The organism is Delftia sp. WSY_22, from assembly GCF_043104185.1.
In the GTDB taxonomy this organism is placed as follows: domain Bacteria; phylum Pseudomonadota; class Gammaproteobacteria; order Burkholderiales; family Burkholderiaceae_C; genus Comamonas; species Comamonas tsuruhatensis.
Map to the genome: position 1 here is coordinate 404,712 of NZ_JBICKN010000006.1, position 21,889 is coordinate 426,600.

General features: G+C 65.5%; 15 protein-coding genes. 8 read left to right on the top strand and 7 right to left on the bottom strand.

Features of this window, described 5'->3' with window-relative positions; all coding sequences use genetic code 11:
- The first annotated feature begins 56 nt into the window (after positions 1 to 56).
- The 4 genes from ACF8NF_RS02490 to ACF8NF_RS02505 all read left to right on the top strand — a co-directional run bounded on the left by ACF8NF_RS02490 (position 57) and on the right by ACF8NF_RS02505 (position 8,083).
- Positions 57 to 989 carry a TadE/TadG family type IV pilus assembly protein gene (locus ACF8NF_RS02490; protein WP_151019794.1) on the top strand — a complete coding sequence of 311 codons (933 nt, stop codon included), beginning with the start codon at positions 57 to 59 and terminating at the stop codon, positions 987 to 989.
- Positions 989 to 6,280 carry an RHS repeat-associated core domain-containing protein gene (locus tag ACF8NF_RS02495; RefSeq protein ID WP_392450007.1) on the top strand — a complete coding sequence of 1,764 codons (5,292 nt, stop codon included), beginning with the start codon at positions 989 to 991 and terminating at the stop codon, positions 6,278 to 6,280. Before ACF8NF_RS02490 ends, ACF8NF_RS02495 begins: the two co-directional genes overlap by 1 nt.
- The gene (locus tag ACF8NF_RS02500) at positions 6,238 to 6,783 is read left to right on the top strand and encodes a hypothetical protein (protein WP_254787892.1); all 546 of its coding nucleotides are present in this window, start codon (positions 6,238 to 6,240) and stop codon (positions 6,781 to 6,783) included. The genes ACF8NF_RS02495 and ACF8NF_RS02500 overlap by 43 nt, the downstream gene beginning before the upstream one ends.
- 595 nt (positions 6,784 to 7,378) lie before the next feature.
- Positions 7,379 to 8,083: a hypothetical protein gene (locus tag ACF8NF_RS02505; protein ID WP_217649255.1), complete on the top strand. Its 705-nt coding sequence runs from the start codon at positions 7,379 to 7,381 to the stop codon at positions 8,081 to 8,083.
- Between the two features lie 85 nt (positions 8,084 to 8,168).
- Here the strand turns inward: ACF8NF_RS02505 and ACF8NF_RS02510 are convergent, their stop codons facing one another.
- The 5 genes from ACF8NF_RS02510 to ACF8NF_RS02530 all read right to left on the bottom strand — a co-directional run bounded on the left by ACF8NF_RS02510 (position 8,169) and on the right by ACF8NF_RS02530 (position 13,896).
- Complete coding sequence (locus ACF8NF_RS02510; RefSeq protein ID WP_046239606.1) at positions 8,169 to 9,728, bottom strand: PAS domain-containing methyl-accepting chemotaxis protein; 1,560 nt, start codon at positions 9,726 to 9,728, stop codon at positions 8,169 to 8,171.
- 191 nt (positions 9,729 to 9,919) lie between these two features.
- Positions 9,920 to 11,233 carry a DNA polymerase IV gene (locus ACF8NF_RS02515; protein ID WP_016447830.1) on the bottom strand — a complete coding sequence of 438 codons (1,314 nt, stop codon included), beginning with the start codon at positions 11,231 to 11,233 and terminating at the stop codon, positions 9,920 to 9,922.
- A gap of 42 nt (positions 11,234 to 11,275) precedes the next feature.
- Complete coding sequence (locus ACF8NF_RS02520; RefSeq protein WP_017404187.1) at positions 11,276 to 12,214, bottom strand: DMT family transporter; 939 nt, start codon at positions 12,212 to 12,214, stop codon at positions 11,276 to 11,278.
- A gap of 232 nt (positions 12,215 to 12,446) precedes the next feature.
- Positions 12,447 to 13,274 (bottom strand): anti-sigma factor domain-containing protein, encoded by an 828-nt coding sequence (locus ACF8NF_RS02525; RefSeq protein ID WP_016451141.1) that lies wholly within the window; start codon positions 13,272 to 13,274, stop codon positions 12,447 to 12,449.
- A gap of 37 nt (positions 13,275 to 13,311) precedes the next feature.
- Positions 13,312 to 13,896, bottom strand: a complete 585-nt coding sequence (locus tag ACF8NF_RS02530) for an RNA polymerase sigma factor (RefSeq protein WP_016447833.1) — start codon at positions 13,894 to 13,896, stop codon at positions 13,312 to 13,314.
- Between the two features lie 304 nt (positions 13,897 to 14,200).
- Here ACF8NF_RS02530 and ACF8NF_RS02535 point away from each other — a divergent pair, with 304 nt between their 5' ends.
- Entirely contained in the window at positions 14,201 to 14,749 is a 549-nt protein-coding gene (locus ACF8NF_RS02535; RefSeq protein WP_016447834.1) for a DUF3455 domain-containing protein, read from the top strand.
- 19 nt (positions 14,750 to 14,768) lie between these two features.
- Here the strand turns inward: ACF8NF_RS02535 and ACF8NF_RS02540 are convergent, their stop codons facing one another.
- A complete protein-coding gene (locus ACF8NF_RS02540) occupies positions 14,769 to 15,626 on the bottom strand; it encodes a helix-turn-helix transcriptional regulator (RefSeq protein ID WP_016451140.1) in 858 nt (285 codons plus the stop codon).
- Positions 15,627 to 15,922: 296 nt separating this feature from the next.
- Between ACF8NF_RS02540 and ACF8NF_RS02545 the strand changes: the two genes are divergently transcribed.
- Positions 15,923 to 17,623 carry a 2-isopropylmalate synthase gene (locus tag ACF8NF_RS02545; protein WP_016451139.1) on the top strand — a complete coding sequence of 567 codons (1,701 nt, stop codon included), beginning with the start codon at positions 15,923 to 15,925 and terminating at the stop codon, positions 17,621 to 17,623.
- 64 nt (positions 17,624 to 17,687) lie between these two features.
- On the opposite strand, the gene ACF8NF_RS02550 is transcribed toward ACF8NF_RS02545, so the two are convergent.
- Positions 17,688 to 18,863: an alpha-hydroxy acid oxidase gene (locus tag ACF8NF_RS02550; RefSeq protein ID WP_016447837.1), complete on the bottom strand. Its 1,176-nt coding sequence runs from the start codon at positions 18,861 to 18,863 to the stop codon at positions 17,688 to 17,690.
- Between the two features lie 219 nt (positions 18,864 to 19,082).
- Here ACF8NF_RS02550 and ACF8NF_RS02555 point away from each other — a divergent pair, with 219 nt between their 5' ends.
- Both ACF8NF_RS02555 and ACF8NF_RS02560 read left to right on the top strand, forming a co-directional pair.
- The gene (locus ACF8NF_RS02555; protein ID WP_046985630.1) at positions 19,083 to 20,741 is read left to right on the top strand and encodes an L-lactate permease; all 1,659 of its coding nucleotides are present in this window, start codon (positions 19,083 to 19,085) and stop codon (positions 20,739 to 20,741) included.
- Between the two features lie 155 nt (positions 20,742 to 20,896).
- Entirely contained in the window at positions 20,897 to 21,868 is a 972-nt protein-coding gene (locus ACF8NF_RS02560) for a GNAT family N-acetyltransferase (protein ID WP_392450009.1), read from the top strand.
- The last annotated feature ends 21 nt before the right edge of the window (positions 21,869 to 21,889 follow it).

The following is a 21,889-nucleotide window of genomic DNA, read 5'->3' on the forward strand; positions in this document are numbered from 1 at the left end:
ATGGCCAGCGGGTGGATACAAGCCCGTCCGCTGGCCGCAAACCTGCAGGCATCCTCATGCGCCAGAGCACCTCATTCCGCAGGCCGCGCCAGCGCGGCAGCGCCATGGTCGAGTTCACCGTGGTCGGCCCCATCATCACCCTGCTGGGGCTGGCCCTGCTGCAGTACGGCCTGGTTTTCTTCAACAAGAACCAGATCAATCACGCCAGCTTCATGGCCGCCCGCGCGGGCACCATGGCCCATGCGCGCATGGACGATATCCGTGACGCCTATCTGCGCGCCATGGTTCCGCTGTATGGCGGTGGCAGCAACAGCACCGAACTGGCGGATGCCAAGGCCAAGGCCAAGGCCGACCTTAAAGACCACCTGCGCATCGACCTCATCAACCCCACGCGCGAGAGCTTCGAGGACTGGAGCGAGCCCCACCTGAAAGAGAAATATGGCGTGCCCGCCATCCCCAACGCCGGCCTGGCGCACCGGGACAAAAAAGACATTGGCAGCAAGTCGGGCCAGAGCGTGCAGGACGCCAACCTGCTCAAGATCCGCGTCACCCACGGCTACGAACTCAAGATCCCGCTGGTGCGCGGCATCTACCAGCACTACCTGCGCTGGCTGGACGACGGCAGCGACCCCTTCCACACCGAACTCATCCAGCACGGTCGACTGCCCATCGTCGCGCAGGCCACCTTGCACATGCAAAGCGACGCCATGCAAAGCGATGCCACGGTATCCATCCCCGACACAGGCAACAAGGGCAATCCGCAGGACCCAGGCCAGCCCGATACATCGGAACCCGGTGAACCGCCCGATTGCGAAACCGTGGGCTGCACCACGGTCGGGCCGCCGGGGCCGGGCGATGAGGGCGATGAAGACGACGGCGGCGATGGCACCGGAGATGGAGGAGATGGAAATGGAGATGGAGGCAATGGAGATGGAAACGACAACGACTGTAAAGGGGCTGACTGCCCCAACTGCACGGGAGACGCATGATGTTGAATAGACCCCATCTCACCCCCCTGCTGGGCAGCGCCCTGCTGTGCATCGCCTCACTGCTGGCCCAGGCCTCCCCCGCAGCCGCCGCCCCCAACCTGGGCGGCGGCTCCAGCAAATGCGACCCCACCGTGCAAAGCTGCGCCCCCGGCACGGGCGGCGGCATCGACCTCGGCGGTGGCGGTGGCGGCTCGGGCGGCGGCACCTGCACCCCCACGCCCGGCGGCAGCCCCTGCGGCGGCGCCGGCCCCGCCACCCAGGGCAACTCCAGCAGCACCCACCAGGGCGCAGGCAACCCCATCCACCTCATCAACGGCAACAAATACCAGCGCGAAGTGGACATGCCCGCCTTGCCCGGCGTGCTCGGCCTGGAAGTCGTGCGCCACTACAACAGCAGCTACAGCCGGGCCTACGTGCCGCCAGGCCTGCTCGGCCGCGGCTGGCTGCTCAGCTACGAGGCCCGCCTGTACGACCACCCCACCAACCTGCAGATCGTGCAGGCCGACGGCACCCGCATCATCTTCAGCAAGCTGCGCGAGCACCCCAGCCTGTGCGCCAGCGAGCAGCCGGGCAACGGCATCGTGCGCATCGAAGGCACGGATACAAAGGGCACCAAGGAAACCACGCCCGGCCAGGAACGGCACTACACCTGGCAGTGGATGGACGGGCGCGAGCTGCGCTTCAACCACCGGGGGCGCCTGACCCGCATCAGCCTGCCCTCGGGCGAACAGGTCCGCCTGGACTACAACGCCAAGGGCAACCGCCTGCTCAAGGTCACCGACCCGCAGGGGCGCAGCCTGCGCCTGCACTACGCCCAATCTTCGGGCGAGGACAGCTTCACCGGCGTGCAGGCCATTGACACCCCGCTGGGCCGCATCGGCTACCGCCACGGCAGCGCACCGTTGCCCGGCAGCACCCAGCCCCAGGCCAAGCTGAACGCCAGCCTCGTGCAGGTCAGCCTCCCGTCGGCCGATGGCCAAGCCCCGGTCCAGCGCCACTACCACTATGAGGACCCGCGCCACCCCACCTTGCTCACGGGCATCAGCGTCCAGGGCCAGGGCAGCGACGGCAAGCCCATGGACGAGCGCATCGCCAGCTACGCCTACGGCGACACCGGCCGCGCTATCTTGAGCGTGCGCGGCCCGCCGGACAGCCAGCAGGAAAAAGTCACCCTGGACCTCAGCCAGCCCTGGAAGAACACCCTCACCAACAGCCTTGGGCAAGCAACCACCTACCACTACGACACCATCGGCGGGCAATGGCGATTGCTTGAAGTGCGCGGCCCGGGCTGCGCCAGCTGCGGCCCCGGCGACATGCGCTACCGGTACGACGCGCAAGGGCGCCTGACCGACGCCACGCGGCTCGATCCCGCAGGCCGCCCGCTGGAAGGCACGCGCACCGAGCTGGACCCCTTCGGCCGCCCGCTGGCCGTGTACCGCATTCCCTACACACAAGGCCAAGCCCGGGCCCCGCAGCTGCAGGTGCGCTACGGCTACGGCAAGGACCCCTGGAAGCAATACGCGCCCGAACTCATCGCCCGGCCCAGCGTCGTGCCCGGGCGCGAACACCAGATCCGCATCCGCTACAACAGCAGCCGCCAGCCGCTGCAGATCACCGAGACGGGCTTCAGCCCATTGGATGCCCAGGGCCAGCCCGCAGGCAATGCGGACGGCGCCATGCCCATCGAACGCAGCACGCGCTACCGCTACACCGAGATCAACGGCCGCAGCGTGCTGGTGGACATCGACGGGCCGCTGCCCACCTCGCTGGCAGGCTATGACGATGGAAGCCCGGCGCAGAACGACCTCACGCGGCTGCGCTGGGACCGCAGCGGCAGCCACGTCACGCGCGTGCTGCAGCCCGATGGCACCGCCGTGGCGCTGGAGCATGACAAGGCCGGGCGCATCATCCAGATGCACAGCCGGGATCCCTCGGCCAAGGAGGACGAAACGGGCTGGCGCACCGAACTGCGCCACGACGCCCAGGCCCGACTGGTGGCCATGCGCAGCCTGGCCCCCGACGCCAGCGTGCTGCAAGAGCAAAGCTGGCGCTACGACGCGCTGGGCCACCTCACGGAAACCGGCACCGGCGGCTGGCCCGGCAACGGGGACAAGACGGGCAATGCCGCCTATGCGGCCCAGACCCGCCAGCACCATGACGCCCTGGGCCGCCTGCTGTGGAGCGCCGATGTCCGAGGCAGCTTCACACAGCACCGCTACGACACGGAAAGCCGCCTGCTGCAGTCCGGTCGCTACGGTGGCCGCGCCGATGACGGCAGCCGCCTCATGGCCCAGGTGCAGACCTACCAGCCCGGCGCGCCAGAGCAGCCGCCATCCGCCGCAGACAAGGCCGGCACTGAAACTGCACCGCAGGCACGCCAGTTCTACGACGACTTCGGCCGCAGCGTCGCCACCCTCAGCCCCGACAGCGGCCTGAGCATTCGCGGCTACGACGCCACCGACCGGTTGGTCTCGGGCCGCGACGCCCTGGGCCAGCAGGCGCGCTACGAATACGACCTGCGCGGCCGCATCCTGCGCCAAACCATCACGCAACTGCCGCAAGATGGCGCGCGGCCACGCACCACCACCACCCGCTGGCGCTACCAGGGCCCCAGGCTGGTGGCGCTGGAGCATCCCGAGCAAAGCGAGGCCTACGAATACAACGACAGGGGCCTGCGCGTGCGCAAGCGCATCACCCGCCATGAAGAAAGCGGTGCAAACGGTGAAAGCGGGGAGAGCAGCCAGCACCACACCCTCCACTACGAATACGACAGCCACGGCAGACTCTCCGCCGCCAGCCTTCCCGACGGCAGCTGGCTGCACTACCTGCGCGACGGCCATGGCCAGATCACCGGCCTGCAGCGGCAGCGCGTGCGCACTCCCTGGCTGCGCTGGCTCAGCCCGGCGCAAACCATTGCCACCGGATTCGAGCGCGACCTGGTGGGACTGCGCAGCTGGCAGGCAGGCAACGGCATCGAGGCCCGCTATCAGCGCAGCCGCGAAGGTCTGCTGGCGCGCATCGTCTACCGCCAGACCGGCAAGAACAACACACGCACTGCCTCTGGCACATCCCATGACTGGATGCTGGGTGCCCGGCCCACCGACATTGCAGAGCAACTGCTAGGCCTGACCCCGGCCCATGCGGCCGAGCCCATGCAAGCCAAGGCACAGGCCACTGCAGCAACTGCCGCGCAAACGACAGCCGAACCGGCGCCCGACCAGCCCGGAGCCCTGGGCCAGCCCACCGACCCCCAAGCCCTGCTGGACATGCGCTACCTGTGGGACAGCCAAGGCAACCTGCTGCTGCGCCAGGACCACTACAGCCAAGCCCCGCAGACTTTGCACCAGGACAGCCATGCCTACGACATGCACGACCGCCTGATCGTCCAGGTCCAGCGCACTGGCCAGGAACTGCGCTCCAGCCGCTACCACTATGACGAGGCCGGCAGGCGCACCCTGGACCAGCAGAACGTGTCCTCCGGCAATCTGAAGGCGGGCACGCGGGCCATCGCCTACCTGCCAGGCAGCCACCGCTGGAGTGCCGAGCGTGCAGCGGACCAGAAAGACACAACCATCCAGCGCACCCAGTACAACGCCAACGGCCAGCCCCTGCAGGCAGGCCCGCACAGCTACCGCTGGGACGCATTGGGACGGCTGGAACAGGTCAGCGAACAGGGCGCCCCGCTGGCCCGCTACCGCTACAACCACCGGGGCGAGCGCATTGCCAAACACACCGGCAAGGCCCAAGGAGACAGCCGGGCGTACCTCTACGAATCTGGCCAACTCAGCGCCGAACTCGATGCCCAGGGCCGCATCACGCGCCAGTACATCCACCTGGGCCAGTGGCCCCTGGCCGTCATCGACACGCCCCAAGGCCGCAAGCCTGCGGATGGCGCCGGCACGCTGGGGCGCATCGTGCAGGACCTGGGCACCATCGCGGGCTGCTGGGTGGGCGGCGGCGAACGCCTGGCCTGGCTGCACACCAACCACCTGGGCGCCGTGGAAGCGGCCACCGACACGCAGGGCCAGTTGATCTGGCGCGCCCGCTACACGGCGTTTGGCCGGCAGCAGGTGATGTCCCAACCTTCAGCCCTGGGCTTTGAAATGCCGCTGCGCCTGCCGGGCCAGTACCACGATGCCGAAACCGGGCTGCACTACAACCTGCACCGCTACTACGACCCGGACCGGGGCCAATACCTCACACCCGATCCGTTGGGCATGCCGGATGGACCCAATCCCTACAGCTATGTGCGGGGCAATCCGCTGCGGTATGTGGATCCGGAGGGGTTGATTCTGTTTGCGTTTGATGGAACAGGTAATTCCAATCCACCACCCGAAAATGACACGTTATCCAATGTCTACAAGTTTTTTCTAGCGTATGACGAGACAGCTAATGGACCGCGCCTGCATATCAATGGTGTGGGCCGTAATGACTTGGATAAAGGTATCCGCACACGAATGGGAGACTATTCCAGGGGTGTCACAGCCCGCGAACGTGTGGACTACATGCTGGGACAGCTGGATAAGTACATGGAGTCTCATCAGTTTGCGGACGGAAAGAGAGTAAGTATAGATATTGTAGGTTTCAGCCGTGGTGCCGCCATGGCCAGGGACTTTGCAAACCGGGTGATCACTCGTACCAAGGAGCGTCGATGGAAGGAAAAATCCGACTGTGTGGAAATGCGTTTCCTGGGGCTGTGGGATACCGTAGCACAGTTTGGTGCCCTTGGAGCCAGCAATGACGAATGGCAACTCGCTATTCCTGCTGAAATTCAACATGTATTCCAGGCCGTGGCGCTGAATGAGCATCGCTCAATATTCCCTGGCGAAGCTATTGATCGAGGCATCCAGTTAGGCTTTATTGGAAGCCATTCCGATATTGGCGGCAGCTTTGGGACGGGCGACTTGTCCAATGTGGCGCTGAACTGGATTACAGAGAAGGCAAAGGAGAGTGGTTTAGCAATGAGAAGCTGGGAGGAGGCTGGTGACAAAAAATGGGGCACAGTAACCGAGCCCGTTCTTCACGACAAAAGCACTACACCTCCCGGCGGAATTCCAGAAGACAGCCTTTTTTGTTTAAAAAAGAACAATGAAAAGAAAGGTGATTGTATCTATCGACGTGTTGCAGAGATAGAAGGACTGACGCACGCCGAGAGCCAAAAATTCATCAAATATAGAGACAGGCCGGGATTTGATAGAGATGGTGTATCAGCTATTACTGGAGATATAGATATAAGGGAATATGCAAAATGGCTACAAGAAAATTATGGACTAACCGTCGCACTGCGATAGTTTATTTTTCCTCATCATTTTTATTACCATTAGCCAGTTGCGCAAATAGAAAGCAAGGCATTGGCTTGTCATTGTCTTTTTACAACAAAGGAATAAGCTCATTATTAGCAAAGCGTTTTGATTTTGACGGACGACGAGGACCATTTCCTGGTCCACTTGGCCCAGGAGGAGGAGGATCACATATGAGTTTTATGCCAGGAGATACACAAGGAGGAATACCAAGATCTGTAGAAATAGAGTGGTTTATTTATAGCAATGAATTTCTCGATTGGTCAAAAAACACTCCGCAAGAAATAAAGTACTCGAGCAAAAGCGATGAAATTTATGAGAAACTCTGGGCCACCAACCCCCATTACGTACAGCGTGTGGACCTGACTCCCATACTGACTCCAGAGCTTATTTCAAAAGTCCGAGCAGACCGCCCAAATACCCAATTGAAGATGATTGTCATATTTCGAGATGACAAAGTGGAAATCACCGCTAAACCTTATAAGTGGCGCTAGACAGAAGCAATTACTCAGAACATTCAATAAGGGGCATATGCAGGAAAATAAACTCCAGCCCATCCATGATGATATGGATGCAAACCCCGTAAGCCTGTGTTCTTTCATGTTGTACTTTATGCCGATGCATGAACAATCCAGAACACATTCCACAACATGTCGTACGCCAGACAATCATTCATCAAACCATTCGGAATATTTCATGAAAATATTCCGATTATTGATCATATATTTTGCGACCAGCATCACTCAAGCGTACGCAAAGTTAAATTTATCCACTACAAATACAAAGCCAGCACATCCTCCGTATGTACAATTAATCTCACGAAATGGCACCTCGCATCTAGTCAAGTCAATATTAAGAACACACTCATCTGAAAACACCCCAACTCTATATACCCAGGAGATGAGATGTGGCTCAGAAAAATCCACCGAGATAATAAATTCACCGATCAGCCTCTATATTCTACCGTCATTTGCAGAAACCACCCAATACCGTCCATTACTAATTCACATGGGCCACAAAGGTGATTCGACAATTCTGCAATTGAAGAAAGACTTGTCAATGGTATCGCGCACCAGACCATTGAGCGAAATGACACTTGTCCTCAGCATCGCCGCAAGTGCCAAGGGCTATTTCATAGGAGGAATAACAGAAAAAGATATGCCATCCCTACAGTATCTCAGCCATGACCTACAGAAAAGCAAGCCACTAAAAATACAAGGTAATCGCCAAGGGGAGATAACGGCGCTGTTCGAAAGCCAGGGGCGCATCATCGGAATTCTCAACTATTACGTAGAAAAAATCTCTCAGCAATCTATCGGATCGGCACTGAGAGTCTATGGTGCCACAGGAAATCTGTTGATTGAAATCCCTTTGAATTCAACTGCAACCACAGGCATTGCACTCAAAGATGGAGGCCTGGCCATCAGCTACTGGATCGGCGAGCAGCTCTATGTAGAAAAACGTTCGGAGAATTTTGGATTTCTATGGAGAACCAAGCTTCATCAACGCCAGAACATCGCTTCCATTTTTGGGAAGATGGTAGAGGTGGGCAAAGACATTGCCTGGGTTGGCGTAAATGATAGGAAGCTCCTAGTGCACCGCATCAGTCAGCAAGACCAATCAGTCCATACAAGCATAGATACAGAATCAGGTGTAGTGGCATCCGGCAATGATTTCAACTACGTGCATGCTTATGGCAACGAGCTGCATATCGTCAGCGCGGACTCTCGCCTCAAAACCGACTCAGGCGCGAACCGCACCGAATTCTGTTTTATCGAAAGCCGGGATTTCTGAACTGTCCCGGCATTTCAAGGCAGTCACAGCCCATGGCCTGACTGTGGCCTGCCCCAAGCAGACCCCCTCCAACCGGCCCTTCCCCTCACCTCAACGTAAACACCTCCAGCGACCGCTCCAGCGACTGAGCGCTGGCGCGCAGCGAGCCCGCCGCGCCGGCCGATTGCTCTACCAGGGCGGCGTTTTGCTGGGTGACGGAGTCGAGCTGGGCCACGGCGTCGTTGACCTGGGCGATGCCTACGGATTGTTCGCGCGTGGCGATGCTGATCTGGTGGACCAAGTCGCTGACGCGGCCCACGGCGTCGACCATGCCGTCGATGGTGCGGCCTGCGGCGTCCATGCGGGCGTTGCCATCGTTGATGCCGTCCACGGTGCGGTTGATGAGGCCGCTGATTTCCTTGGCGGCCGAGGCGCTGCGCTGGGCGAGGGCCCGCACTTCGCCGGCCACGACGGCAAAGCCGCGGCCCTGCTCGCCTGCGCGTGCCGCTTCGACGGCGGCATTCAGGGCCAGCAGGTTGGTCTGGAAGGCAATGCTCTCGATCACGCCGATGATCTCGCCCATGCGGCGCGAGGAGCCGCGGATGTGCTCCATGGCAGCGCCCACTTCCTGGATGGCGGCGCCGCTCTTGCCGGCGACCTGGCGGCTCTGGTCGCTTTCATGGGCCATGAGCTGGGCCGTGTCGGCGGTCTGTGCGACGGTGCCCGATATCTCTTCCATCGAGGCCGCCGTCTGCTGCAGGCTGGTGGCCTGGGATTCTGTGCGCTGCGCGAGGTCGAAGCTGCCCTGGGCGATCTCGTGGGCCGTCGTGGCAAAGCCGCGCATTTCGGTGCGCACGTCGCCGACCACGGCGCGCAGGTTGATCTGGATCTGCTGCAGCCGCTGCATCAGGGCGCCCATGGGGCCGCTGTAGTCGTGCTGCATGTCAGTGCCCAGCTGGCAGCTGGCAATGTCGGCGGCAAAGCCGCTGGCCTGCTCCAGGCCCGCCACGCAGCGCTGCTGGAAGCGCCACAGCACAAAGCTGCCACCCGCCAACAAGGCGGCCAGGCGCGTGCCCCAGGCTGCGGCGCCCTGCCAGCCCAGCAGGTCGGGCAGCATGGCCGCCAGGCCCACGCCGCCCAGCATCAGTGCCATGCGGGCTGTCAGGCCCAGGTCGCTGCGGCGGTCCCACAGCCCGGCCAGGCCCAGGCGGCGCAGTTCGCCGCCGCGCAGTCGCAGGGTTTCCTGGCCGGCATCGGCTTCGGCGCGCATGCGGGCATAGAGGGCTTCGGCGGCCTCGATCTCGTCCGGCCGGGGCTTGGTTCGCACCGACAGGTAGCCGCGCGGCCGGCCGCCTTCCATGATGGGCGTGACGTTGGCGCGCACCCAGTAGTGGTCGCCGTTCTTGCGCCGGTTCTTGACCAGGGCAGTCCACGGGTAGCCGTGGGCGATGGTGCGCCACATGTCCTTGAAGGCGGCGGCCGGCATGTCCGGGTGGCGGATGAGGTTGTGCGGCTGGTCGATCAGTTCCTCGTAGGTATAGCCGCTGACCCGCACGAAGGCAGGGTTGCAATGGGTGATCTCGCCCTTGGTGTTGGTGACGGATACCAGCAGCTCATCGCCCGGAAAGTCGTAGTTGAGCTGGCTGACGGGCAAATTCACGCGCATGGGTACCACTCCTTTGGGATGTCTCTTGTTCTTGTGAAATGGCAAGGCGAAGCGCTCTGAAGCCACCGGAATCCATCAAACGGAAACACAAATTCACATTTCCAAATCATCTCACAGCACGGCAACCTCAGTCCCATGCTCGGAACTGGTGCATGGTTTTACAGCGTGTGCGCCAGATTTGTGGTGATGATTCAGAACAGTTGAGGTGTAAAGGGATCGCTGTCCGGCGCGGGCTGGGCCGGTCCCCTGAGGAGTTGCTCGCGCGCCAGCGGGTCGTGGGCGGTGGCGTTCCAGTCGGCCGTGCGAACGAGGTTGCCCACGCGCACGCCCAGCAGGCGCAGCCGCTTGGCCAGGGGCACGCGCTTGAGGCATTGGCCTGCGGCGCGGCGCAGGGTGGCGGCATCGGCCATGGGCAGCTCCAGCGTGTGGTCGCGCGTGGCGGTCTTGAAGTCGTCGTAGCGCAGCTTGATGCCCACGGTGCGGCCCATGTAGCCCTTGCGCTGCAGGTCCTGGGCCAGGCGTTCGCACAGGTCGGTGAAGATGGCGCTCAGTTCGGCCCGGTCGCGCACGGCGTGCAGGTCGCGCTCGAAGGTGGTCTCGCGGCTCATGGAGACGGGCTCGCTGTGCGTGACCACGGGCCGGTCGTCACGGCCCCAGGAGGCACCATGCAGCCAGTTGCCGTAGGCGCGGCCAAACCATTGCACGAGCTGGGGCAGGCTTTGCGCGGCCAGCTCGCCGATGGTCCGTATGCCCAGCGCCTGCAGCTTGGCGTCGGCCTTGGGGCCTATGCCATTGATCTTGCGGCAGGCCAGCGGCCAGATGACGGTCTGCAGGTCCTCGGGCTGGACGATGGAGATGCCGTTGGGCTTGTTGAATTCGCTGGCCATCTTGGCCAGCAGCTTGTTGGGGGCCACGCCGATGGAGCAGGTCAGGCCCGTGGCGTCGGTGATGGTTTTCTGGATCAGCCGAGCCAGCACGCGCCCGCCTTCGCGCTGGCCGCCAGGCACGTCGGTGAAGTCGATGTAGACCTCGTCCACGCCGCGGTCCTCCATCAGCGGGGCGATGGAGACGATGATCTCCTTGAACATGCGCGAGAAGCGCCGCACCTCGGCAAAGTCCACGGGCAGCATGATGGCCTGGGGGCACAGGCGCGCGGCCTTCATCATGCCCATGGCCGACCCCACGCCGAACTGGCGCGCCGGGTAGGTGGCCGTGGTGATCACGCCCCGGCCGACGTAGTCCTTGAGGCGCGAGAACTCGTCCACCGGAATCTCGTGCAGCCGCCCGGCGTAGCGCGCATCCAGCGCCTCGTCATGCGCGCGGCGCCCGCCGCCGATGACCACGGGCAGTCCCTTGAGCTGCGGATAGCGCAGCAGCTCCACCGAGGCATAGAAGGCGTCCATGTCCAGGTGGGCGATGCGGCGCGCAGGCGCAGCATCGGCAGGGCTTGCGGGTGTCGTGGGTGTCGTTTCAGGCACGCCGCCATTATTGCGGCAACTGTGCATTCATACAGCCTGCAGGGCTTGTTCCCACAGGCCCTGGACCATTCATCCCTGCAGGCAGATGAGGACCAGTCCCAGCACCATCAGAGCCATGCCGATCTTCTCCTGGCGGCTCAGGCTTTCGCTGAGCACGCGGCGCGAGACGATGTAGCTGAACACCACCTCGACCATGCCCAGCGTGCGCACGGGCGCGGCGCCTTGCAGGGCGTAGGCGGTGAACCAGGCCAGCGAGGCGGCCGCGCCCATGCCGCCGGCCAGCAGCGACACGCGCCAGGCGCGGAAGATGGGGCGCAGGCCCTGCGCGTGGGTGCGCGCAATCCAAGCGCCCAGGCCCAGGGTCTGCATGAGCTGGGCAATCAGCACGCCCCAGGCGCCCGACAGCCAGGGAGATATCTCGCCCAGGCGCGCCAGTTCCACGGCGCCGCCCCGGTAGCCCACGGTGGCGATGGCAAAGCAGGCACCGCAGGCCAGGCCGTAGAGCGCCGAGCGGCTGGCCCAGGCCGACAGCGACAGCATCTGGCCGCGCGGCGGCAGCGACAGGATGAGCACGCCCAAGGTGGCCAGCGCCATGGCCAGCAGGGCCACGGCCGTGGGCAGCTCGTGCAGGAAGAGGCCTGCGAACAGGGCGACCTGCAGCACCTCGGTCTTGGACAGGGTGACGGCCACGGCGAAGTTGCGCTCCTTCATGGCCAGCAGCAAGGCCGCCGTGGCCGCTACCTGGAAGAAGGCGCCCAGCGCGATCCAGCCCAGGTAGGCCCAGGAGAACCGGGGCAGCGCCCAGGCCCCGTCCCCTCCCAGGTACAGCGCCAGCAGGTAGATGCCGGCAAACGGCAGGCCGTAGAGAAAGCGCACCAGGGTGGCCGGCAGGGTGCCGAGTTCGGAGGTCAGCGAGCGCTGGGCCGTATTGCGCACAGTCTGGGCGGCTGCGGCGAACAGCACCACGGGCACCCACAGCCAGGTCAGGTCTTGGAGGGAAGAAAGCATGTCGGCAAAAAAGGGAAGGCACCGCCGGCATGGCGCGGGCGACTGAGTGCCGGCCAGCATAGCCGCCGGTCGGGCACCAGGCGCACGCACTTGGAGAAGGCTGCCGCGCCCGGCAGCGAAACAGAGGCCGGCCAGCCAACGCTGCACGCGCGCCCTGCTCTGGCCAGGGCAAGCAGGCTGCGTTGTGCAGCAGCACGGCCGTCGCCAATGGCGAGCGGGCCTGCGCGGCGCGCTACAGGTCGCGCCGGATCAGCGCGCCCTTGAACAGCACCGGTCCCGTGGGCCCGGTCTGGCTGGGCACGCCGCCCTTGGGCTCCAGGCTGATGGCCAAGGCAGGCACGCCCTGGACTTCGGCGGCCGCTGCCGTCAGCTTCACGAGCTTGTCGCGTCCCAGCACGCCCAGCGATTGCGGGCCGCCCTGGGGCGGCAGGGCCCACAGCTGCAGCGATTTGTCTGCGGCCTCGTGGAAGTCGCCCACGCGCTGCAGCACCAGGCTGTTCTTGCCGGGGTCGAAGGTCACGAGCATGGAGGCATCGGCCTTGTCGTCGGCCAGCACGGCCACGTACTGGATCTGGGGCGTTGCCTGCAGCGCGACCTGGGCGGCCTGCAGCTGGTTGCGCAGCACGGCCAGCTGGCGCTCACCGCTTTGGCGCAGGTCCTGGTGCGACCACAGCCCCACGGCCACGGCCGCCACGGTGGCGCAGGCGCCCAGCAGGGCCGCGCCGCGCCACCAGGCCAGGGCACGGCCCACGCCGGATTTCGCGCGTTCGTCCAGGCCTTGCCCATCAACGGCGCGCCGCCGGTGCGGCTGGGCGGCGCGGGCTTTTTCGGCCTGCAGCAGGTTGTCGATGCGGACCCAGACCGCATCGTCGGGGCGCACGGGAGCCTGCATTTCGGACAGGGCCGACCAGCGGCCCTGCCACAGCAGGGCGGCGGCGCGCACCGGGGCCTGGTCACGGGCCAGTTGCTCGAAGCGGCGGCGTGCCGCACCGCGCAGCGTGCCCAGGGCGTATGCGGCGGCCAGCCGGTCCAGCAGTTCGGGGTGTCGGGAAATATTCATGGCAAATCCTTGGGCCGCTCAGAGCATGTCATCTGCATCACGCATGGCGCGAGAGGCAGCGGCGCAACTGCTCCAGGCCGCGCCGGATCCAGGTTTTGACCGTGCCCAGCGGCAACTGCAGCTGGCCGGCCAGTTCGCCGTGGCTGAGGTCACGCAGGTAGGCCAGGCTGACCACCTCGCGCTGGCGGCCTTCCAGCCGCTCCAGGCACTGGTACAGCGCCACCGCCTGCTCGCTGGCCTCGGCCAGTTGCAGCGGGCCCTGGCTTTCATCGCTACCGCCGCCATGGGCCGCCAGTTGCGCCTCATCGAACTCCTCGTTCAGGTGCAGGCGTTCGGCGCGGCGCCGGCGCAGGAAGTCCAGCGCCCTGCTGCGCACCACCAGGCCCATCCAGGCCAGCGGCGGGCTCAGCGAGCCCCGGTAGCCCGAGGCGCTGCGCCAGATGTGCAGGTAGCTGTCCTGCAGCACGTCTTCGGCCCAGTCCTTGTGCCGCAGGATGCGCAGCGCAAGCCCGTACAGCCGGGACGAGGTGGCCTCGTACAGGCTGCGGAGCGCGGGCTCGTCCTGCGCTGCGATGCGGTCCAGAAGGTCCATCAGCTCTTGGTCGGTTGGTGTGGTGCCCATGCACGCATTGTGGGCGAGCGGGCGGCCCCGTGGCCCGCACTGTTGCGTCGCCGCCCCGGGGGGCTTGTCGTGTCCTTCAATCGGCTGCAGGGGTCATATCGGTGGCCTGCAGGGGGTCTGGTACCGGTCTGCCGGCCTGCGCCGGCTCTCACTGGGCAATACGCAGCACATTGCGAACCGGATGCGGATAAATTTTTTTTGCACCCAGGTGAATCCAACCTCACCCATGCTGCGTATTCCGTGTGTCGCGCCCCGGACAGCGGTCCAAGGCGACATCCCTCAACCCCTCGACCTGGAGAACCTCATGAGCTACATCCTCCCCCTCGGCCTGGCCACCATGGCTGCACTGACGCTTGGCGCCTGCTCCTCCATGGACATGAGCAAGAGCTATTCCCAGTCCGGCCTGCCGGCCGCCGTGCAGGTGCCCGCAGGCCACAAGGTCGCCATGGAAACCGTCGGCATCGGTCAGATCACCTACGAGTGCCGCGCCAAGAAGGACCAGGCGATGGAGCAGGAGTGGGCCTTCGTCGGCCCCGATGCCCGCCTGACGGACCGCCAGGGCCGCGTCATCGGCCGCTACTTCGGCCCGCCCGCCACCTGGGCGCACCAGGACGGCTCCAAGGTCACGGCCACCCAGGTCGCGGTGGCTCCGTCCAGCGCAGGCAACATCCCCCTGCAACTGGTCAAGGCCGAACCTGCCACCGGCATGGGCGCCATGCAGGGCGTGACCTATATCCAGCGCGTGGCCACGCGCGGCGGCGTGGCGCCGGCCATGGCCTGCAACAGCTCCACGCTGGGCCAAAAGCAGGTGGTGCAGTACCAGGCCGACTACATCATCTGGAAGGCTTCCTGATCCGCCGCCACCGGTGCCGCTACGGCTGCCCGCCCCCTGCCCCGAAGGCCGAGGGCGGCATGCCGAACTGGCGCCTGAAGGCCAGCGAATAGGCGCTGTGGCTTTCATAGCCGGCCTCCAGCGCCACCTGCACGATGGGCCGGCCGGCCAGCAGGGCCTGCATGGACGACAGCAGCCGCGCGCGCTGCCGCCAGCGGCCGAAACTCAGGCCGGTGGCCTGCAGGAAATGGCGGTGGAAGGTCTTCTCGCCCATGGCCAGCCGTGCGGCCCAGTCGGCGGCCGTGGCGGCCAGGTTTTCAGCCCGTTCACCGCCCTGGCCCACGGCCTGGCCTTCTTCGGCCAGCGCGCGGCAGACAGCCGCCATGCGCGCATCCTGCGGCCAGGGCAGGTGAAATGGCACGACAGGCGGCTGGCGCAATTCCTGCAGCAGCAGTTCGACGACCAGCCGGTTTCTCGTTTCATCCTGTCCGCGCTGCGGCGCCGCCGGCCAGCGCGCGACCTCGCTGATCAGCTCGCGCAATAGCGGCGAGACCTCGATCACGCAGTCCGCCACCGGCAGCCCCTGCGCCGCCTGGGCATCCACGAACAGGCTGCGCACCTGCACGGCACCACGCATGCGCAGGCTGTGCGGCACGCCCGAGCACAGCCAGACGCCGCGCGTGGGTGGCACCACCCAGCGCCCGCTGCGCGCACGCACCTCCAGCACGCCCTGAACGGCATAGAGCAGTTGGCAGCATTCGTGGGAGTGCTCCTGCACTTCCATCCCGGCCGGGTAGTCGCCGGCCACGCCCGTGACGGGCAAGGGCGCGGCAGCCTGCAGCTCAGGCAGGCCGGCATGGCCACAGGGCACGGCGGGAAGGTCGGCGGCAGTGCGCATGTTTGTCCAGATCCATGGAGAAAATGAGAAATTCTATAAAGACAGACAAACGCCCTGCCCGCAAACTGGCAACCGTTCCCTGTGATTCACCGCCATCGCACCATGCACCGCCTGCCCTCGCCCTCCCTACCATCCCTGGCCCATGGCCGGGGTCCGGGCGCCTGCGCAGGCGCCGCATTTCGCACCGACTCTCCCTGATCCCGGCCTGGCGCAGCTTCCCCACACCGGGAAGCCAGGAGAGCGGGGCTGCCGGCCGATCCGGTGGCTGCATACCCAGCGTTTCCTGCGAGGCCCGCATGCTGAAGAATCCCGCGTCCAGATACCTTCCCTTCCCCGCCGTCGACCTGCCCGACCGCCAATGGCCTTCGCGCCAGCTGAGCCAGGCGCCCGTGTGGCTGTCCACCGACCTGCGCGACGGCAACCAGGCCCTGTTCGAGCCCATGAACCGCGAGCGCAAGCTGCGCCTGTTCCACGAGCTGGTGCGCATAGGCTTCAAGGAGATCGAGGTGGGCTTTCCCTCTGCCTCGCAGACCGACTACGCCATCGTGCGCCACCTGATCGACGAAGGGCTGATCCCCGCCGACGTGACGCCCATGGTCATCACCCAGCTGCGCGAGGACCTGATCCGCGCCACGGTGGACAGCGTGGCCGGCGCGCGGCGCGCCATCGTGCACTTCTACAACGCCGTGGCACCGGCCTGGCGCGAGATCGTCTTCGGCATGCAGGTGCCCGAGATCATCGCCATGGTGGAGCACCACATCGCCCTGCTGCGCGAACTGACCGATGCCCACCCCGAGACCGAGTGGGTGCTGCAGTACTCGCCCGAGACGTTCTGCATGGCCGAGCTGGAGGTATCGCTGGCCGTGTGCAACGCGGCCATCCGCGCCTGGGATGCAGGCCCCGCGCGGCCCATGATCATCAACCTGCCGACCACGGTGGAGGTGAGCACGGCCAATGTCTTCGCCGACCAGATCGAGTGGATGCACCGCCGCCTGGAGCGGCGCGAGCACATCGTGCTGTCCGTGCACCCGCACAACGACCGGGGCACGGGCGTGGCCTGCGCCGAGCAGGCGCTGCTGGCCGGCGCCCAGCGCGTGGAAGGCTGCCTGTTCGGCAATGGCGAGCGCAGCGGCAACCTCGATGTGGTGACGCTGGCGCTCAACCTGTACACGCAAGGCATCGCGCCGGGACTGGACTTCTCGGACATCGCCGCCGTGGCGCGCATTGCGGAGGAATGCACGGCCCTGCCCATCCACCCGCGCCACCCCTATGTGGGCGACCTGGTGTTCACGGCGTTCTCGGGCTCGCACCAGGACGCCATCGCCAAGGGCTTTGCGGCGCAACGGCCCGATGCGCCCTGGCGCGTCCCCTACCTGCCCATCGACCCGCAGGACCTGGGTCGCACCTACGACAGCATCGTGCGCGTCAACAGCCAGTCGGGCAAGGGCGGCATCGCCTTCCTGCTGCAGCGCGACCATGGCGTGACCATGCCCCGGCGCATGCAGGTGGAATTCAGCGCCGTGGTGCAGCGCCAGGCCGACGCCAGCGAGGCCGAGCTGGCCAGTGAAGACCTGTGGGAGCTGTTCGAGTCCACCTACCTCGCACCCCGGCAGCTTCCCTGGCGCTACCACAGCCACCATCTGTTCGACAGCGCCAAGGGCCAGGGCATTGCGCTGGAAGTGGTGCGGACGGACGGGCTTCGAATGCAGCTGCATGGCGATGGCAGCGGTCCCATCGACGCCGTGGCCGCTGCCATCGGCCAGCACCTGGGCGTGGCGCTGCGCATAGACCACTACGAGGAGCGCAGCCTGGGCCAGGGCGCCGGCGCCACGGCGCTGGCCATCGTCGAGGCCGCCCTGCCCGGCGTGGCGGGCACACGCTTCGGTGCGGGGCGCCATGCCAACATCGTGACCGCGTCCATCCTGGCCGTGCTGCATGCGGCGGGCCGGCTGGTGGCGGCGCAGCCGGAAAACCGGCGCGTACCTGCCCAAGCCTGAGGCGCAGCCTGAAAGGAGAAAAGGACCGCCGAGGCGGTCCTTTTCTCGTGCAGCTTTTGCCGGTTCAGCGCACGGCGCCCGGATAGGTTCCGGGCAGCAGGATGCTGCGGTCCACGGTATCGATCTGCGTGTGGCCGCAGAAGGCCATGGTGGTCTCCAGCTCCTTCTGGATGATCTGCAGGGCGCGCGTCACGCCATGCTCGCCGTAGGCACCCAGGCCGTAGAGGAAGCTGCGGCCGATCATGGTGCCCTGGGCGCCCAGGGCACGCGCCTTGAGCACGTCCTGCCCGCTGCGGATGCCGCCGTCCATCCAGACCTCGATGTCCTTGCCCGCCGCCTCGGCAATGCCCGGCAGCGCCTCGATGGACGAGGGTGCGCCGTCGAGCTGGCGCCCGCCGTGGTTGCTGACGACGAGCGCGTCGGCGCCGCTGTCGGCCGCCAGGCGCGCGTCCTCGGCGTCCATGATGCCCTTGAGGATGAGCTTGCCGCCCCAGAGCTTCTTGATGCGCTCCACGTCGCCCCAGTTCAGGCTGGGATCGAACTGGCTGGCGGTCCACGACGACAGCGAACTCATGTCGGCCACGCCATCCACATGTCCGACGATGTTGCCGAAGGTGCGGCGCTTGGTGCCCAGCATGCCCAGGCACCAGTGCGGCTTGGTCGCCAGGTTGGCCAGGTTGCGCAGCGTGGGCTTCGGTGGCGTGGACAGGCCGTTCTTGATGTCCTTGTGGCGCTGGCCCAGGATCTGCAGGTCCAGCGTCAGCACCAGGGCCGAGCAGTTGGCCGCGCGGGCACGCTCGATCAGGCGCTCCATGAACCGGCGGTCGCGCATCACATAGAGCTGGAACCAGAACGGATGGCGGCCCGTGTGCTCGGCAATGTCCTCGATGGAGCAGATGCTCATGGTGGACAGAGTGAACGGAATGCCGAAGGCCTTGGCCGCGCGCGCGCCCAGGATCTCGCCGTCGGCATGCTGCATGCCGGTCAGGCCCGTGGGCGCGATGGCCACGGGCATGGCGACCTGCTCGCCGATCATGGTGGTGCGCGTGCTGCGCCCCTCCATGTTCACGGCCACGCGCTGGCGCAGCTTGATCCGGTGGAAGTCGTCCTCGTTGGCGCGGTAGGTGCCCTGGGTGTAGGAACCCGAATCGGCGTAGTCATAGAACATGCGCGGCACGCGGCGCTGGGCCACGACGCGCAGGTCTTCGATGCAGGTGATTTTGGAAAGGTCGGTGGACACGTTTTCTGGCTTTCTGGAACCCGCATGCCGCGGGACTGCCGAGCATGGTAGTGCCGTGCGCGGGCTCCGGCCACCCGTTCGGGTTTGAAGTGATTTGTGCGCCGATTGAAATTTTCTCTCTCGCAGCCCAACCCAGGGCTAACGCTAGTGCGCCAAACCGCCATGGGAGTAACGATCCGCCCCGCACAACATCCTAAAAACTCTTCAGGAGAAGCTCCTATGGTTTGGCAACAGGTCTACGACCCTCTTTCCAACATGTGGCTGTCCACACTGCTTGCGGCCATTCCGGTCGTGGTCATGCTGGTGGGACTGGGCTTTTTGCACATGAAGGCCCATCTGGCGGCCGGCGCCGGGCTGGTTGCCGCGCTGGTGATCGCGGTCTTCGTCTACAACATGCCGGCCGGCATGGCCGGGCGCGCGGCGCTGTTCGGCGGCTTCACGGGGCTGCTGCCCATCGGCTGGATCGTTCTGAACATCATCTTCCTGCACCAGCTGACCGAGAAGAACGGCAGCTTCAAGATCCTGCAGGACTCCATTGCCGGCATCACCGAGGACAGGCGCATCCAGCTGCTGCTGATCGCCTTCGCCTTCGGCGCCTTCTTCGAGGGCGCGGCCGGCTTCGGCACGCCCGTGGCCGTGACGGCGGCCATCCTCATCGGCCTGGGCTTTTCGCCGCTGGCCGCCTCGGGCCTGTCGCTGATCGCCAATACCGCGCCCGTGGCCTTCGGCGCGCTGGGCACGCCGGTGATCACGCTGGCCAAGGTCCATGGCTACGACCTGATGGAGGTCACGGCCATGGTCGGCCGCCAGCTGCCGTTCTTCTCGGTGCTGGTGCCGTTCTGGCTGATCTGGGCCTTTGCCGGGCGCAAGGCCATGATGGAGATCTGGCCCATCATCCTGGTGACCGGCGTGTCCTTCGCCATTCCGCAGTACCTGGTGTCCAACTTCATCGGCCCCGAGCTGGTGGACATCATCGCGGCCATCGTCTCCATGGTCTGCACGGTCGGCTTCCTGCGCGTATGGCAGCCCAGGACCATCTGGCGCTCGACCTCGCTCAAGGGCCATGAGAACAGCGGCGGCGAAGCCCAGGCGCCCCGCGCCGTGACCCAGCACCCGCGCGCCGACGTGATCCGCGCCTGGACGCCCTGGGCCATCCTCACGGTCTTCGTCTTCATCTGGGGCCTGCCCTCGGTCAAGGCGGCGCTCAATGGCCTGTTCGCACCGGCCTTTCCCATGGAAGGCTTGCACAACATGGTCGAGAAGGTGCCGCCCGTGGTGCGCCAGCCCACCAAGGAAGGCGCCATCTACACGCTGAACCTGCTGTCGGCCACGGGCACGGGCATCCTGCTGTCGGCCATCGTGGGCGGCCTGGTCATGAAGTACAACCCCGTGCAACTGGTCAGCCAGTTCGTGCGCACCCTCTGGCTGGTGCGTTATTCGCTCATCACCATCGTGCTGATGCTGGCGCTGGGCACGCTGACGCGCTACTCGGGCACCGACACCACGCTGGGCCTGGCCTTCGCCAACACCGGCGTGTTCTACCCCTTCTTCGGCACGCTGATGGGCTGGCTGGGCGTGGCGCTCACGGGTTCGGACACGGCATCGAACGTGCTGTTCGGCGGCATGCAGAAGGTGGCGGCCGAGCAGCTGGGCCTGTCGCCCAACCTCATGGGCGCGGCCAACAGCTCGGGTGGCGTGATGGGCAAGATGATCGATGCGCAGTCCATCGTCGTCGCCTCCACGGCCACGCGCTGGTTCAACCATGAGGGCGACATCCTGCGCTACGTGTTCTTCCACTCCGTCGCCCTGGCCTGCCTGATGGGCATCTTCGTGACGCTGCAGGCCTATGTCTGGCCGTTCCGCCTGATGGTCAATTGAGCCTTGCGCATCTGCGCCAGGCCCCAGCCGCCCGCATGCGCCGGGCGGCTTTTTTGCGCCTGGGGTACGCATCGCTGCATCAACAGATGCGCAGCGGCATTTATGGTTGTACCATGCAACCATATTCAAACCCTGCACGGCCCCAAGGAGCACCCATGCCGCAGCACGATCTTTCCCTGGTGGACGACATCCGCGCCGCCTCGCGCCAGATGGTGCGCGAGCTGGGCTTCATGCAGGCCACGCTGGCGGCCACGGACTATCCGCCCTCGGCCGTGCACGCCATCCTGGAGATCGGCGCGCAGGGGTCCATGGCGGCCTCGCAGCTGGCCCAGGCGCTGGGGCTGGAGAAATCCAGCGTCAGCCGCATGGTGTGCAAGCTGGTGGAGGCCGGCGAGCTGAAGGAAACCGCCGATGGCGAGGACGGCCGCGTCAAGCGGCTGGCCCTCACCGCCAAGGGCCGGCGCACGCTGGCCGCCATCGAGGCCTTCGGGCGCCAGCAGGTGACGGCCGCGCTGGACCGCATGCAGCCGCCGCAGCAACAGGCGGTCTCGCGCGGGCTGGCCCTCTACGCCCAGGCACTGCAGGCGCATCGGCAGGAGGAGCCCCTGCCCGCGCCCGCACCCGCGCAGATACAGGTCCTGCCCGGATACCGGCCCGGCTGCATCGGCCGCATCGTGGAAATGCATGCGCGCTTCTATGCACGCCACGCAGGTTTCGGCGTCTTCTTCGAAAGCCGCGTGGCCAGCGGCCTGGCCGAGTTCGCTAGCCGGCTGGACAAACCCTGCAACCAGCTGTGGACGGCGCTGGACGGCGACCGCGTCGTGGGCTCCGTGGCCATCGATGGCGAGGACCTGGCCAAGCACCCCGAGGACCGCCAGGCGCACCTGCGCTGGTTCATCCTGGACGACGGCCTGCGCGGCGCCGGCACGGGGCGCCAGCTGCTGCAGCAGGCCCTGGCGTTCTGCGACCAGCAGGCCTTCGAGGCCACCCAGCTGTGGACGTTCAGCGGCCTGGATGCGGCACGCCGGCTCTACGAATCGTCTGGCTTCACCCTGGCCGAGGAATGGCCGGGCCAGCAATGGGGCGAGACCGTGACCGAGCAGCGCTTCGTGCGGGCTCGGCCCTGATGCTGCCCTGAGGCTGCCCTG

Bases quoted from the DNA above. Each gene is read 5' to 3' on its own strand.
- ACF8NF_RS02490 (WP_151019794.1), top strand. From the start codon at position 57: ATGCGCCAGAGCACCTCATTCCGCAGGCCGCGCCAGCGCGGCAGCGCC.
- ACF8NF_RS02495 (WP_392450007.1), top strand. From the start codon at position 989: ATGTTGAATAGACCCCATCTCACCCCCCTGCTGGGCAGCGCCCTGCTG.
- ACF8NF_RS02500 (WP_254787892.1), top strand. From the start codon at position 6,238: ATGGCTACAAGAAAATTATGGACTAACCGTCGCACTGCGATAGTTTAT.
- ACF8NF_RS02505 (WP_217649255.1), top strand. From the start codon at position 7,379: ATGACACTTGTCCTCAGCATCGCCGCAAGTGCCAAGGGCTATTTCATA.
- ACF8NF_RS02510 (WP_046239606.1), bottom strand. From the start codon at position 9,728: ATGCGCGTGAATTTGCCCGTCAGCCAGCTCAACTACGACTTTCCGGGC.
- ACF8NF_RS02515 (WP_016447830.1), bottom strand. From the start codon at position 11,233: ATGCACAGTTGCCGCAATAATGGCGGCGTGCCTGAAACGACACCCACG.
- ACF8NF_RS02520 (WP_017404187.1), bottom strand. From the start codon at position 12,214: ATGCTTTCTTCCCTCCAAGACCTGACCTGGCTGTGGGTGCCCGTGGTG.
- ACF8NF_RS02525 (WP_016451141.1), bottom strand. From the start codon at position 13,274: ATGAATATTTCCCGACACCCCGAACTGCTGGACCGGCTGGCCGCCGCA.
- ACF8NF_RS02530 (WP_016447833.1), bottom strand. From the start codon at position 13,896: ATGGGCACCACACCAACCGACCAAGAGCTGATGGACCTTCTGGACCGC.
- ACF8NF_RS02535 (WP_016447834.1), top strand. From the start codon at position 14,201: ATGAGCTACATCCTCCCCCTCGGCCTGGCCACCATGGCTGCACTGACG.
- ACF8NF_RS02540 (WP_016451140.1), bottom strand. From the start codon at position 15,626: ATGCGCACTGCCGCCGACCTTCCCGCCGTGCCCTGTGGCCATGCCGGC.
- ACF8NF_RS02545 (WP_016451139.1), top strand. From the start codon at position 15,923: ATGCTGAAGAATCCCGCGTCCAGATACCTTCCCTTCCCCGCCGTCGAC.
- ACF8NF_RS02555 (WP_046985630.1), top strand. From the start codon at position 19,083: ATGGTTTGGCAACAGGTCTACGACCCTCTTTCCAACATGTGGCTGTCC.
- ACF8NF_RS02560 (WP_392450009.1), top strand. From the start codon at position 20,897: ATGCCGCAGCACGATCTTTCCCTGGTGGACGACATCCGCGCCGCCTCG.